The organism is Pseudoalteromonas sp. '520P1 No. 423', assembly GCF_001269985.1.
GTDB lineage: Bacteria > Pseudomonadota > Gammaproteobacteria > Enterobacterales > Alteromonadaceae > Pseudoalteromonas.
Genome location: NZ_BBZB01000001.1, coordinates 3,708,954 through 3,723,133, shown reverse-complemented (window position 1 = coordinate 3,723,133; position 14,180 = coordinate 3,708,954). Strand labels below are relative to the sequence as shown.

General features: G+C 35.2%; 10 protein-coding genes. 9 read left to right on the top strand and 1 reads right to left on the bottom strand.

Features of this window, described 5'->3' with window-relative positions:
- Positions 1–258: 258 nt before the first annotated feature.
- From PSA_RS17010 to PSA_RS16975, 8 genes are all read left to right on the top strand, one after another.
- Positions 259–1,473 (top strand): Nramp family divalent metal transporter, encoded by a 1,215-nt coding sequence (locus tag PSA_RS17010; protein WP_042148264.1) that lies wholly within the window; start codon positions 259–261, stop codon positions 1,471–1,473.
- A 1-nt stretch (position 1,474) separates the two neighbouring features.
- Positions 1,475–2,224, top strand: a complete 750-nt coding sequence (pxpA, locus tag PSA_RS17005; RefSeq protein WP_042148261.1) for a 5-oxoprolinase subunit PxpA — start codon at positions 1,475–1,477, stop codon at positions 2,222–2,224.
- Positions 2,221–2,913 (top strand): 5-oxoprolinase subunit PxpB, encoded by a 693-nt coding sequence (gene pxpB / locus PSA_RS17000; protein ID WP_052380098.1) that lies wholly within the window; start codon positions 2,221–2,223, stop codon positions 2,911–2,913. The genes pxpA and pxpB overlap by 4 nt, the downstream gene beginning before the upstream one ends.
- Positions 2,913–3,845 carry a biotin-dependent carboxyltransferase family protein gene (locus PSA_RS16995; protein WP_042148259.1) on the top strand — a complete coding sequence of 311 codons (933 nt, stop codon included), beginning with the start codon at positions 2,913–2,915 and terminating at the stop codon, positions 3,843–3,845. The genes pxpB and PSA_RS16995 overlap by 1 nt, the downstream gene beginning before the upstream one ends.
- Positions 3,846–4,159: 314 nt before the next feature.
- Entirely contained in the window at positions 4,160–6,970 is a 2,811-nt protein-coding gene (locus PSA_RS16990; protein WP_042148273.1) for a collagenase, read from the top strand.
- 129 nt (positions 6,971–7,099) lie between these two features.
- Positions 7,100–8,401, top strand: a complete 1,302-nt coding sequence (locus PSA_RS16985; RefSeq protein ID WP_042148256.1) for a deoxyribonuclease II family protein — start codon at positions 7,100–7,102, stop codon at positions 8,399–8,401.
- A gap of 9 nt (positions 8,402–8,410) precedes the next feature.
- Complete coding sequence (locus PSA_RS16980; RefSeq protein WP_042148255.1) at positions 8,411–9,655, top strand: hypothetical protein; 1,245 nt, start codon at positions 8,411–8,413, stop codon at positions 9,653–9,655.
- Positions 9,656–9,802: 147 nt separating this feature from the next.
- The gene (locus PSA_RS16975) at positions 9,803–10,519 is read left to right on the top strand and encodes an ABC transporter substrate-binding protein (protein WP_042148252.1); all 717 of its coding nucleotides are present in this window, start codon (positions 9,803–9,805) and stop codon (positions 10,517–10,519) included.
- A 57-nt stretch (positions 10,520–10,576) separates the two neighbouring features.
- On the opposite strand, the gene PSA_RS16970 is transcribed toward PSA_RS16975, so the two are convergent.
- A complete protein-coding gene (locus PSA_RS16970) occupies positions 10,577–11,545 on the bottom strand; it encodes a class 1 fructose-bisphosphatase (RefSeq protein WP_042148249.1) in 969 nt (322 codons plus the stop codon).
- A gap of 188 nt (positions 11,546–11,733) precedes the next feature.
- Here PSA_RS16970 and PSA_RS16965 point away from each other — a divergent pair, with 188 nt between their 5' ends.
- Positions 11,734–14,175 carry a zinc-dependent metalloprotease gene (locus PSA_RS16965; protein WP_042148246.1) on the top strand — a complete coding sequence of 814 codons (2,442 nt, stop codon included), beginning with the start codon at positions 11,734–11,736 and terminating at the stop codon, positions 14,173–14,175.
- Positions 14,176–14,180 lie beyond the last annotated feature (5 nt).

Genomic DNA, 14,180 nt, shown 5'->3' with positions numbered 1-14,180 from the left:
AGATGCCAATACATCAGGCTCCACTCTCATAATCACAAGAAAGCCGATACAGAAATGTATCGGCTTTTTTGTTTTGTGGGATTTAGATATTAATTACGAATAACCTAATCGCGGCTCAAGGCCCGCCTACGTATGAACCTCATAAATCGTCGTTTTTATACTATTTATTAGCCTCTTTCTTTTAATAGAACTACCCGCTTCTAGCCTATTTATTACAGAAATGTTATAAAACAAAAAATAATAAAAAGAGATACTTACATGAAACTTCCAAAGGTAGGGCCAGCCGTTCTAGTTACAGCGGCATTTATAGGACCAGGTACTGTGATAACGGCTTCTCTTGCTGGGGCTAACTATGGTTTTGCATTATTATGGGCTTTGTTATTTTCTATGGTAGCGACCTTAATCTTACAGGAAATGGCATGCCGTCTAGGGGTTGTTACTCAAAAAGGTTTAGGTGAAAATATAAGAGAAGCCTGTACAAACCCATTTCTTAAACTGATAGCAATAGGCTTAACTGTTTCGGCTATTGTGATTGGCAATGGGGCTTATCAAAGTGGTAATATTTTAGGTGCAAGTTTAGGGCTTTCAAATCTCTTTTCTGATATTTACATCACAGCTAACATTTCCTTGTGGCCAATCCTTATAGGTTTTATTGCTTTTACAGTTCTAATAAAGGGTAGTTATAAAATAATTGAGCGGGCACTTATGGTACTTGTGGGTTTAATGAGTATCGCATTTATTGCAACAGCTGTTATTTCAAAGCCTGATCTTGGTATGTTCTTCTCTGGTCTATTCATTCCAAGCATTCCTAATGGTGCAACCTTGACTGTAATTGCGTTGATAGGCACAACTGTAGTGCCTTATAATATATTTTTGCACTCATCGAGCGTAAGTAGTAAATGGAATTCACCAGAGCACTTAGATGAGGCTAGGAAAGACCTCTATTTTGCAATCCCTTTAGGAGGATTGATTTCGATTGCAATCATTTCTACAGCAGCATCGGCATTTTTCGGACAAAAAATTTCAATTAATAACGCTGCAGATTTAGCTCCTGCATTGGCTTCAATCTTTGGCGACTACTCTAGTCTATTTATTGCGATAGGGTTATTTTCTGCTGGCATTTCCTCTGCGATCACAGCACCTCTTGCAGCTGCTTTTGCTTTAAGTGGTATTCTGGATTTAAATAAAAGTTTAAATTCATATTCATTTAAAGGTATCTGGCTTAGTATTTTATTTATTGGGGTTATAATTGCTAGTTTGGGTTATAAGCCAGTATCTATTATTTGGTTTGCTCAAGTGGCTAATGGTATTTTACTACCTTTAGTTGCGATATTTTTGCTTTGGATTATGAATTCAAAATTACTGGGTGATTATAAAAATAATAAAATGCAAAACTTATTATCTGTTAGTGTAGTTTTGGTTACTCTTTTATTAAGTGGACGAAGCTTAATGTCGGCATTTGGGATGTTGTAATATGAAGTGTATAGATATTAATTGCGATTTAGGTGAAGGAAAATCTTTAATTTACTGTGAGCATGATGCCAAAATAATGCCTTATATTTCTAGCTGTAACATTGCTTGTGGTGGTCATGCTGGAGATGAAAGTATTATTAAACAGTCTTTACTTAATGCAAAATTAAATGGGCTTAAAATAGGTGCTCACCCAGGATATGAAGACAAAGCAAACTTTGGTCGTGTTTCTTTAGATATTTCAGTCGAAGAAGTCGTAACGAGTATCCAAAAGCAACTTGATTTTTTTATCAAGATTTCATCAAGACTTAATATTTCAATCCATCATATTAAGTTTCATGGCGCTTTATATAATGATCTAGAAAAGCAACCTCAATTAGCCTCTAAGTTAGCAGAGCTAATAAAATATAATTATCTATCCCTAAAAATTTATGGTCTTGCCAATGGTATATTTGAAAAGCAGTGTATTGCACTCGGCATTGATTTTATAGCCGAAGGTTTTATGGATCGTACTTATCTCTCATCAGGTCATTTAACACCTAGAACTGAAGAAAATGCTGTTTTGACTGAACAAGCTCAAAGCATCGCGCAAGCGATATCATTAGCTAGCAATCAAGAAATTAAAACCAGTGATGGTAAAGTTATAACACCCCAGGTGAAAACAATTTGTTTGCATGGTGATAATCCTGAAGCAATTACAATAGCAAAGGCCTTACATTTTAAATTAACCTCTGCTGGATTTTTAATACAGTGAAAAGTGAGCAATACGAAATAGTAATGAATGGTGATTCTGCTATAACAATATTATTTAATGATGTTATTTCAGAGGCGTTAACTAAAAATATTACTTGCTTGTCTGAGCTGTTTAGAAATAATTTCAATGAGTTAATAATAGATATTATTCCTGCATATCAAAGTTTAACTGTTTCTTTTGATAATGAAAAAATTAAGTTTGATAAGTTCATCAAGAATATTGAGTTATTATTAATTCACCCATTACCACAGAAAGTCTATCAGCCAAAAATAATCGAAATCCCTGTGTGTTATGAAGATGAGTTCAGTCCGGATTTAGAGTCGCTTGCCCATTATTGTAAGAAAGATACAGCGCAAGTTGTCATGGAGCATACTCAAGCAATTTACTTGGTTCATATGCTTGGTTTTTTACCTGGGTTTTTATATTTGGGGGGTCTATCCGCTAATTTATCTTGCCCTAGGAAGTCGACTCCAGCTATTTCTATTCCTGCCGGTTCAGTGGGTATTGGCGGCACTCAAACGGGTATCTATCCGGTTTCAAGCCCTGGAGGTTGGCATATTATAGGACGTACACCTTTAAATTTATTTAATCCAAACTCTGAACTACCATTTATTGCAAATCCACTTGATAAAGTTAAATTTTCATCGATATCTAAAGATGAATTCTTAGCAATTAAGGGGTATCTTTAATGAGTTTGTATTTTATAAAATCAGGAATGCAAACGAGTATTCAAGATCTTGGACGTCAAGGTCAAATGCATAATGGTATATCACATAGTGGTGCTATGGATCTTATTGCGTTGAAGGTGGCTAATTGGCTTCTATCTAATCCCTTAAATAGTGCAGTAATTGAAATCACATTAGTTGGACCAGTAATTCGATTTGAACAAGATATGTTTATTGCGATAAGCGGTGCACAATTTGAACTCAGCTTGAACAATAAATCTATTTATAACAATGAAAAAATCCAAGTCACCAGTGGAGATATTTTGTCTTTTGGTAAGTTAATTAATGGTACGAGAGCATATTTAAGTCTTTCTACAAAAATTGATGTTCCCAAGATCTTTAATAGTTATTCAACTCATTTAACAGTTAATTTTGGCGGTTATAAAGGAAGATCCTTTAAAAATGGTGAAAAATTAAATTGTCTCCTACTAGATAGAAATAAAAAAGATGACAAAAAAGTTCCCAAGTATGTAAATAACGCATATACAGGAAGCTATATTCTTAGATGTACAACATCAGTAGAAACCAATTTATTTACTGAAAAACAAAAGGCGAACTTTATCGCTAAAAAATACTCTGTTAATGCCAACTCTAATCGTATGGGAATTAGACTCAACGAAAGTGCATTAGAGTTTGAAAATCCGATAGAAATAACATCTAGTGGATTGATGCAAGGCAGTATTCAAATTACCCCGGCTGGTTTACCTATTATTTCATCTGTAGATGGGCAAACAATTGGTGGCTACCCTAGAATTGCCAATATAATTACTTCAGATCTCCCTTTATTAGGGCAACTTAAAGCGAATGATAAAGTTAGCTTTATGTTTATATCCCATAATCAAGCGAATAAAATATTTAATAAGCAACAGCAAGCATTAAACTTTTTGGATAAATAATTTAGTTCCTCTTTTACTTAGTTAAAGTATTAAATGCTTTAACTACTCTCGTCACGTCCTATTTTTAGATTTTTAATTTATATTTCTTCACAAAGAAGCAACCCATTGATTTTGTTTCTAAAGTGTCATATTTGTAAAATAATTGTTTGAATATTAAATAAGGTATATTGCATGCAATGTTAATTTTGTGTTACTTTGTACCTGCTTTAGCGGAAGTATGCTTTTTATTACTGTTTGTATCGAGTAGGAAATCGAGTGTTTTAAATAAAAGCAAAAAGCATTTTATTAATAATGAAATAACAATAGAGGGTAAAATGAAATTAAATAAATTATTTGTAGCAGTATCGACACTACTCGTAGGCGCTTCAGCTTTTGCTGCACAGCAACCAAGTGCGCCTCAATCAGCACCGACAATCCATCAAGAAGAAAAGCATGTCCATGGTATTCCTGAGGTTGTAAATAAAAATACACCTCAAGCACACAGTGTTTATCAGTCTATAGATACTGAGGCTTTACATAGTTTAGATAAGCACTCTGTAAATAATACAGTCATGGCTGCTGCGGCATGTGATGTCAATTCATTTGCTACTTCAAATGCAAATACTTTAATTAACGCAATAAAATCTCAGGGTTCTACTTGTGTAAATGAATTATTTAATGCTTCTTCTAGCATTCAGCAATCAGCTTATTCGTCAGATAATATGTATTCAATCGCAAACCATCTTAAAGGTCTTTCGCAATCTTATACAGGTGGAGGTGATCCGGATATTGAAGCGATGTTTTTATACTTAAGAGCAGGTTATTATGTTGAATTTTACAATAATAACGTTAACTTTGTTTCTTGGGTAAAACCTGCTGTTAAAGGTGCTATTGATGCATTTGTTAATAACGCGCATTTTTATGATGATAATGATGGTCACGGTAAAACTTTATCTGAAGTTATTATTACTATGGATAGCTCTGAGCAACAAGATGTTTATTTACCGGTAGTTAAAGAATGGTTAAGTCGCTGGAATCAAAGTTATGGTGCTAAGTGGAACATGAGAAGCGCAGTAAATAGTATTTTTACTATTTTATTTCGTGGTCAATATAACGATAATTTTAAAGCTTTAGTTGCAAATGATACAGCATTAGTTAGTCGCTTAAATAGCTTTACTCAACAGTCTTGGATGGTTAATTCTGATTCAGAATATTTAATCGCTAATGCAGCAAGAGAGCTCGGCCGTATGAAAATGTACACAGGTACTTCAATTCAGGCTACGGTTGATTCAGGCTTAAATAAAATTTTCTCTACTTATCAAATGTATGGTAATGGTGATGCTGTTTGGTTAGGTGCTGCAGATACTGCGAGTTATTATGGCAATTGTAATGTCTATAATATTTGTGGTTATGGTGATCAGTTAGAAGCACAAGTACTTTCTCAAACTCATATTTGTAGTCCAACAATTAAAATTCGCTCACAAAACTTAACTGCGACTCAGCAGGCTTCAGCATGTGCCACTATGGGTGCAGAAGAAACTTATTTCCATAATAAAATGGAATCAGGCAGTGTGCCTATCCCAGGTGATAACAACGATCAGTTACAAGTTAATATATTTGATAGCTCAAATGATTATGGCAAATATGGCGGCCCAATTTTTGGTATTGATACTAATAACGGTGGCATGTATTTAGAAGGTGATCCATCAGTTGTTGGCAATATTCCAAACTTTGTTGCTTATGAAGCTGATTACGCAAAAGCAGATCACTATGTCTGGAACTTGGAGCATGAATATGTTCATTATTTAGATGGCCGATTTGATTTGTTTGGTGATTTTAATACACCAACAGAAAAAGTAGTATGGTGGGCTGAAGGTGTTGCTGAATATGTTGCAAATCAAAATAATAACCAGGCTGCAATAGATACAATTCATGATGGTTCGGTTTATAGCTTGAGTGCTGTATTTGAAACAACTTACGATGGTTTTGATCAAGACCGAATTTATCGTTGGGGCTATTTAGCAGTTCGTTTTATGTTTGAAAGACATTTTAGCGAAGTTAAAGCGATGCTAGCTGAAACTCGTGCCGGTGATTGGACTGCATATAAAGCACGTTTAAATACTTGGGTAGCTAATTACAGTAATGAATTTACTACTTGGACTCAAACAGTAACGAGTGATACTGGTGGTGGCACGAATCCACCTGCAAATGAAGCACCTATCGTAGATATTAATGGTCCGTATATTGGTGATACAAATATGGCTATTAGCTTTAGTAGTAATGGTAGTTACGACCCTGATGGTACTATCTCTTCATATGCATGGGACTTTGGTGATGGTTCAACAAGTACATTAACTAACCCTAGCCATGCTTATACAAGCGCAGGTCAATATACTGTTTCTTTAACTGTATTAGATAATAATAACGCAACGGCAACAACAACTACTTCAGCAGATATATCAGGTGTAATAGTTCCTGATAACAGCTTGAAAAATGGTGTTTCGATTAATGTTGTTGGAGCGCAAGATTCAGAAACTTTCTTTACGATGGAAGTACCTGCAGGAGCAACTGATTTAAGCTTTGAAACTTCAGGTGGCGCCGGTGATGCTGATTTATATGTACGTTTTGGTTCAGCACCTACAACGAGTACATATGATTGTCGTCCATGGAAAGGTGGCAATAACGAAACATGTACTATTTCAGATGTGCAAGCTGGTACATATCATGTAATGCTACGTGGCTATAATAGTTTTGATACTAATCTCAAAGGGAGTTTTGTAGGTGGCTCTCCAGTTGGTAATATGCCTGATGCATGTGCTGTTCAAGGCCCTCAAACGGGTGGTGAATTACAAAACGGCTCAGAGGCTTGTTTAGGCAGCCGTACTACATGGTTAACTATTGGTAATGTGAGTGCACATTCAAGCATTGCTATCACATCAGGAAATGGTACAGGTAACTTAGATTTAGAGTTTAGTAACCTAGGCTGGCCAAATAGCTCAAATACTCAAGGTGCTTCTTATAATTCAGGAAATGGTGAATGTATTTACTTAACTAATTTAAGTGAGTACTGGGGCTACATTAAAGTGTCAGGTGAATCTGATGGTGCATCAATAGTTGTTGATTTTGATACAGCAGGGTGTCGTTAATTTAGTTTCTTTTTTATTTTTAAAGCCACGGTTTTCCGTGGCTTTTTTGTATTCAAACATATTTTATAATAAGGAAGTGTTGATATTACATGATGTTATAAGCTAGTGTACCTCTTTAAAGGAGAGATTATGCTAAGTGCTAAAAGTGATTTAAGTTCAACAAATGTTGATTGGTGGTTTATGTATAAATTACCTAAAGGATGTGGGCCTGAAGGTAAGGTTAGTTTAGGTAATGAGTATTTATACTTTCAATCAGGACAAAAAACAGCATTAAGTTTATCAAGCAATAAATTAGGCAATGGTCCTCAAGGGGCTTTATTTAATACTTTACAGCAGCTATTTGAAAGCCAAAGTCCCAATGTTGGTTGGATCCATTATAACGATGAATATCCAGCTTCAATGCAAAATTCAGATTTTCCACCCAATGTACCTGCAAAATTCTATAGTCAAAATGCAAGAGCTAGCGACAGAGGTAAACCTGTAGATCATGGGCATAATGGTCATTGTAAAGGGACATTGGCGTTTGATTTAGAATCAGATACTGCTTTTTGGTTATCTCATTCAACACCACGGATCCCTGGATTGCACTTAGACAATGAACAAGCATTTTTTTATCCTGAATATGCAGATCAATATGCGCAAACTTTTATCTGTATTAGCTTAAAAAATGTCGCGGCGGCTCAATCAATCGCAAATGTATTACAAGAGCAACATCAACCACAAGTATTTGGTAGCCAATTACCATCAATAATCAAACAAGATTCAGAATATTCTGAGCTTTGGCAATTAGCACAAGGTTCTTTACCTCCTGCTTATAGTGAAAAATATGCTGAAAAACACGGTAAAAAAAGTCCATCAGATCTTACTTTTAAGTCAAAAGAAGGAAAGTCATTTAGGTTGCTCGCAAAAAGCGGTGCTTGGTTTGATGATTTTTGGATTGATTTAGTCGGGCCTACCTTAGAAGTGGATTTACGAATAGAAACCTGGCGTAGATTAACAAAAACAGCAGTCCTCCCAACAATAGATGGTAAAGATATCCCTGATGATTATGGTAAACAAGATTTCATAACGACTTATAAAGGGAGGGAGCATCACCATGAGTTTAAGGATTTAGGTGATCAAGAAATTATAGATGAAATCACCCATGTAGATTTACAAATGCTGAAAGACCATAAAGGAAATATGCTGAGTGATTATCATTGGTCTTATACTAAAGATCACGCTAAATGGGCTATTTCAGAAGAGCTCACAGAACGCGGTAAAACGGATAATGAAACAGATATTCCAACTCATATAAGTTGGGTATGCATTGCTGATATGAACCGAATGACTTCACAAGAAAAACGTGGTGGTGGTGCGATATGCTTTCACGAACCGCTTCTTTGGCAAAGTTTAAACGAAATAGAAAGAATAAGCGGAAAAATAACTTAAGGAATGAAGATGAAAGTAAAAATTAATTTAGGCGATGAACCATTGGTAAAGTTGGCATTTTCCTACCCAAATATCCCTACTGATAAACAATCATTAGCTGAAACTGTGCTTCATTGGTGCACACAAATGTTAGAACGCGATGGTTTTTCGGCTAAGGTAGTGAAGGCTGAAGTTATTGTTCAGGAGCAAGATGAAAAAATTGAAGTTAAAAACAAAGAAGATGTGGCATGTTCTGTTAATGTTGAGGTGAAAATCAATTTAAGTAAATCCCATGTTTATTTACAATTAGAAGGGGATGATACGCTTGCTGCTGATTTTGCTATTTATGCTGAAAGATTACCTAAATTACTTAATATCGGTTTAAAGGCATTAAATGATGTTTTTCCAAAATTAGAGAAGGCTGGTAAGTGGGATCCTGAAAAAACAGAGAAATGGCGTTTCTTTTTACCATTAGGCTTACCTATGGTTAAACAAAAGTCATTACAATTTTTCCATTATCCGCCAATACGCTTATTAAACCCGATGCAAGATTATTTACAAGATCCTGTGCCTGTACGTTGGGAAGAGCTTTTAATGGCCAATGGCTTAATAACAAAAGCACAAACTCGATTTTATGAAACCGTAATTGATGCTACTCCGATTGCTGCACCAGACGATCAAGGCTCTAAAGTTCCAAAAAATAAAGACAAATTTAAATATGGTTTAATTCCAATAGAGTATTTTACACAGTATCAAAAAGATTTAGTTGAACTGCTATTAAATGATTCAGCTTTTGACTCAGAGTTTACTATTCCTATTGTGATTTACGGTAAACATCCAAGAGAAGAGTTCGAAACAGTATTTCTCAAAGACACAGATCAAAAGCTAGGGATCAATAAAGTTGCGATAGCAGAAATTATTCCAGGTAAAAAAACGGCTGTTTTAGCTGCTAATCATCCTTATCGTTTCTATGCCCAAGGTCAAATTGGAGATAATTCAAATAAAAACTTTGTTGGCAGTGGTGAATTAGCTCCAGGGAAAAAAGAAGGTGTAACAGCTGTTATGAAAGCGGATTTAGCCGCAGCACGTTGGCAAATACTAATGGCTGACAATCCAAATAAAAATCCACATGATTTAATTGAGGAATGCATAACATATTGGAATGATGAAGCGTTATCTGAACAGGTTAATAATCTTGTAGTACATCAAGGTTCATTGTTTTATCCTGATCCTAACTCTGAATCACTTGAGTTTGAGTTTAAAGTGCCACTTTAGTCGACTTTTAAAGAAGTCAGTTTTCTTTTACTGACTTCTTTTCTTTATACTAAACTTAATTTTATATATTCTATATATATTTTGAGCATGATAGGTTTTAGATTTTATTCACTATTATCAATTCTTCTGATTATCATTTTTTGTTTGATGATAGCTCCTGCCTCTGCAAAAAAAACACGTTATACATTAACAATTAATACGGAAGAAATGTTGCCATATAATTTCACTTCAGATTCAGGAGAAATCATAGGGATCAATGTAGATATCATTAAAGCCTTATTTTCTAATGCTGGAGTTAATTACGATATAAAGTTATATCCTTGGACCCGTGCACTTAAAAAAACGCATTCCCTTGAAAAAAATGGCTTAATTTCTACAGCACGCACGGCTGACCGAGAGCAGATGTTTAAATGGGTTGGTCCTTTAGCTTCTGGTCAAGGGTATTTATATAAATTAAAAAGTAGGGGAGATATGCATTTAACATCATTGGATGATGCAAAGAAGTATTCTGTGGCTATTGTTAGAGGCGGTGTTTACCAAGACCTATTCGAAAACTTAGGATTTAAAGTGGGCGAAAACCTGATGCCATTTTCTTATTCAAAACAATATTTTCAGCCATTTTTATTAGGAAAGGTAGATCTGATTTTAGGCTCAGATATTGTTTTACCTTATATATTTCAAAAGCTCGGTTTTAACATTGGTCTAGTTGAACCAGCGGTGAAAATGGTCGATACACAAGGTAATTTTTTAGCTTTGAATATAAACACTTCTGATGAAATAGTTAAAATCTTAAATGATGAATTACAAAAATTGAAAGATACTGGAGAATTTCAAAAAATAATTGATTCGTATAAATTGAATTAATACGATTTAGATATTAAAAAGGAAGCCGAAGCTTCCTTTTTCAAATGAAAAATTAGCTTATTTATAATAGCTTAAACATTTTTCGACTTCATTTTTAGAGCCAAGTATTACTTCAACTCTTTGGTGAATTGCTTCTGGTTCAATATCTAAGATAGGTTGGCCATTTGCAATAGCTAAACCGCCTGCATTTTCAACTAACATCGCCATTGGGTTTGCTTCATATAATAAACGTAATTTATTTGGCTTTTTAGGATCTTTAGTATCGCTAGGGTAAGTAAAAATACCACCACGACATAAAACACGATGCACATCGCCTACCATAGCTGCAATCCAACGCATGTTGAAGTTTTTAGCACGAGGACCAGTATCACCAGCAAGTAAATCATTTATGTAGTTTTGCATTGGTGCGTGCCAATGTCTTTGGTTTGACATATTAACTGCAAACTCTTGTGTATCTGCTGGGATGGTTACAGATTCTTCAGTTAATAAGAAGCTACCGTGCGTTTTATCTAATGTATATAAACGTGTTGCTTTACCTGTTGTAAGTGCCAACATTGTAGATGGGCCATACAATACATAACCTGCAGCAACTTGTTTTCTACCAGCTTGCATAAAGATGCTTGGATCAGCTGCATCAGAACCTTCAGGCGCTTCCATAATAGAGAAGATAGTACCTACCAATGAGTTAATATCTATATTTGATGAACCATCTAATGGATCAAAAGATACAATATATTTCGCATCAGGGTTACCTGCTACTGTGTAGTCTTCTTCTTCTGAAGCGATAGCTTTTACGTAACCAGACTCTAATAAAATGTCTTTCAATAGTTGATTAGACAGCACATCTAATTTTTTTTGAGTTTCACCTTGAATATTTTCATCTAATGTTGAACCAAGTACGCCTGATAATGCACCTTGACCAACTCTGAATGAAATTTCTTTACAGGCAGCAAGGGTTGTTCGGATCAAAGATAGTAATTCTCTTGGACAGCCATCTTCAAGCAATACCGGTGGTAATCTACGCATTTTTAATTCCTGAAACTAATAGTATGTATGATTTTTGCAGTAGTGAGAGTGCAAAATCAGTAACGCTGGTTAATTAATTTGTTTGATAATTCTGTATATTGTGTATCATTCTAACAATATTTTTAAGTTATTAACTTAAAATATCAAACTTGAACTTAACTTTAACTACAAAAATAAAAGATAAAACTATGCTAAAACTTAAGTCTTTTGTACTTTTAACTTCACTCTTGCTGTTATCTATTGTGACTCAAGCACACGCCGCACTTAAATCTATTGACGATTTTACCAAGGATATGAACAGATTTCCTGGCTATTTCACATTTTTTTATGATGAAAATAGCGGAAATTTATATCTAAAATTAGATAAATTAGCACAACCTTTTTTATTACAGCAAAGTTTACCCAATGGTTTAGGGTCTAACGATATTGGTTTAGATCGTGGGCAGATGGGTGAAACACGCTATGTTCAGTTTGAAAAAATGGGTAATAAAGTGATGTTAAGACAACTTAATACTTATTATCGGGCAAATACCTCAAATAAAGCTGAACAACAAAGTATCAAAGAAGCATTTGCTTCTAGCATTTTACATGGTTTTAAAGTTTCAGCGCAAAATGCTGACAGCGTTTTAATAGATTATACTCCTTACTTATTATCCGATGTGCATGGTGTATCTCGTACTCTGTCTAAGCGTAAACAAGGTAGTTATTCAGTCGATAAAAGCAGAAGTGCTGTATTTATGGCGCGTTCAAAGTCTTTTGCTAAAAATACAGAGCTTGAAGCTGTGTTAACTTTTAAAGGTTCAAAACCTGGTAAGCATGTTCGCCAGATATCAGCTGATCCTTATTCAATTAGTTTAAATTTACATCATTCTTTAATTGAACTGCCTGATGATAATTATCAGCCCCGTAAATTTCATCCGCAATCAGGCTACTGGAGCATAGAACATAAAGACTATGCAGCACCATTAGGTGAATCTATGTTTGTGCGTTATATCCCTCGTCATAGATTAATTAAAAAGGACCCAGGCGCTAAAATCAGTGAGCCTGTTGAACCTATTACTTATTATTTAGATCCGGGCGTACCTGAACCTGTAAAAACAGCATTATTAGATGGTGCACGCTGGTGGGATGATGCTTTTATAGCTGCGGGCTTTAAAAATGCTTATGTAGTTAAAATCTTACCTGAACACGCCGATCCTATGGACATTCGTTATAACGTAATTCAATGGGTGCATCGCGCAACACGGGGTTGGTCATATGGTTCATCAGTCATAGATCCTCGCACAGGTGAAATTATTAAAGGTCATGTGACTTTAGGTTCGTTACGTGTTCGCCAAGATATCTTATTGGCAGAATCATTAGCAGCGCCTTATAAAACTGGTAATGAGTTAAGTGAGGATCCTGTTCGCGCACAATTACATAAAATGGCGCTAGATCGTATTCGCCAGTTAAGTGCGCATGAGGTTGGACATACACTAGGTATTGCACATAACTTTTCATCATCTATAAAAGACCGTGCTTCTGTAATGGATTATCCGCACCCACTTATTAGCTTTAATGAGAATGGCAGCTTAAATACACAAGCGGGTTATGCAGCAGGCATGGGCGAGTGGGATACACAAGTCGTTAAATATGGCTATAGTGAATTTGGCCAAAACGAAGCGCTAGAATTAGCTGCAATCTTAGCTGAGAATAAAAATAAAGGGTTAGAGTTTATATCTGATTCTGATGCAAGACCAACTGGTGGTGCACACCCAACTGCACATCTTTGGGATAATGGCAAAGCGCCAGCAGCAGAATTAATTCGGTTATTATCTATTCGTGAAAAAGCGCTCAATCAGTTTGGTTTAAATAATATTAAGTCTGGTACTGCGTTATCTCAATTGGAAGAAGTTTTAGTGCCTTTATATTTATTACATCGCTTTCAAGTTCAAGCGGTTGCTAAACTGATTGCTGGTGTTGATTATGATTATGAAGTTCGAACCGGTGATACTGCAAAAGGCGCTCAAATCGTAGATAAAGAAAAGCAGCTAGTGGCTTTGAATGCTTTATTAACCACGCTTGATGCAAAAGTGTTGGTTATGCCTGAATCAATATTGTCTTTGATCCCTCCTAAAGCATATGGTGAATATAAAACACGTGAAAGCATAAAAGGCAGAACAGGTCTTACATTAGATGCGATGGCATTGGCAGAAACATCAATCAATCATAGTTTAAAGCAATTATTAAATAGCCAAAGACTAAACAGATTAAATCAACAAGGTGCTCGCTCAGCTAATAACTTGAATTTAGATGATTTAATATCAGCATTAAATAAAGCTGTTTTTGAGAAAAACCAAGGTTCAGGGTTAACTGCTTTAGTTGCAAAACGTATTTCATATTTAACGGTAAAAGCGATTGCTGATAAAGCAGCTGATACAAATGTTGAGCCGGAAGTACAAGCACAACTAAAATTTTACTTAGTCAATTTAGCTGATGAGTTAGGCGAAGTATCATTTTGGCAAAATAAATCTGCAGCAGATAACCAGTTTAAGGTATATTTGTCACAGCAAATTAAAACGTATTTAAATACTGGAGAATGGTCTAAAGATTTTAAAGCTTTAGCTATGCCACCAGGTTCGCCAATTTAATCATG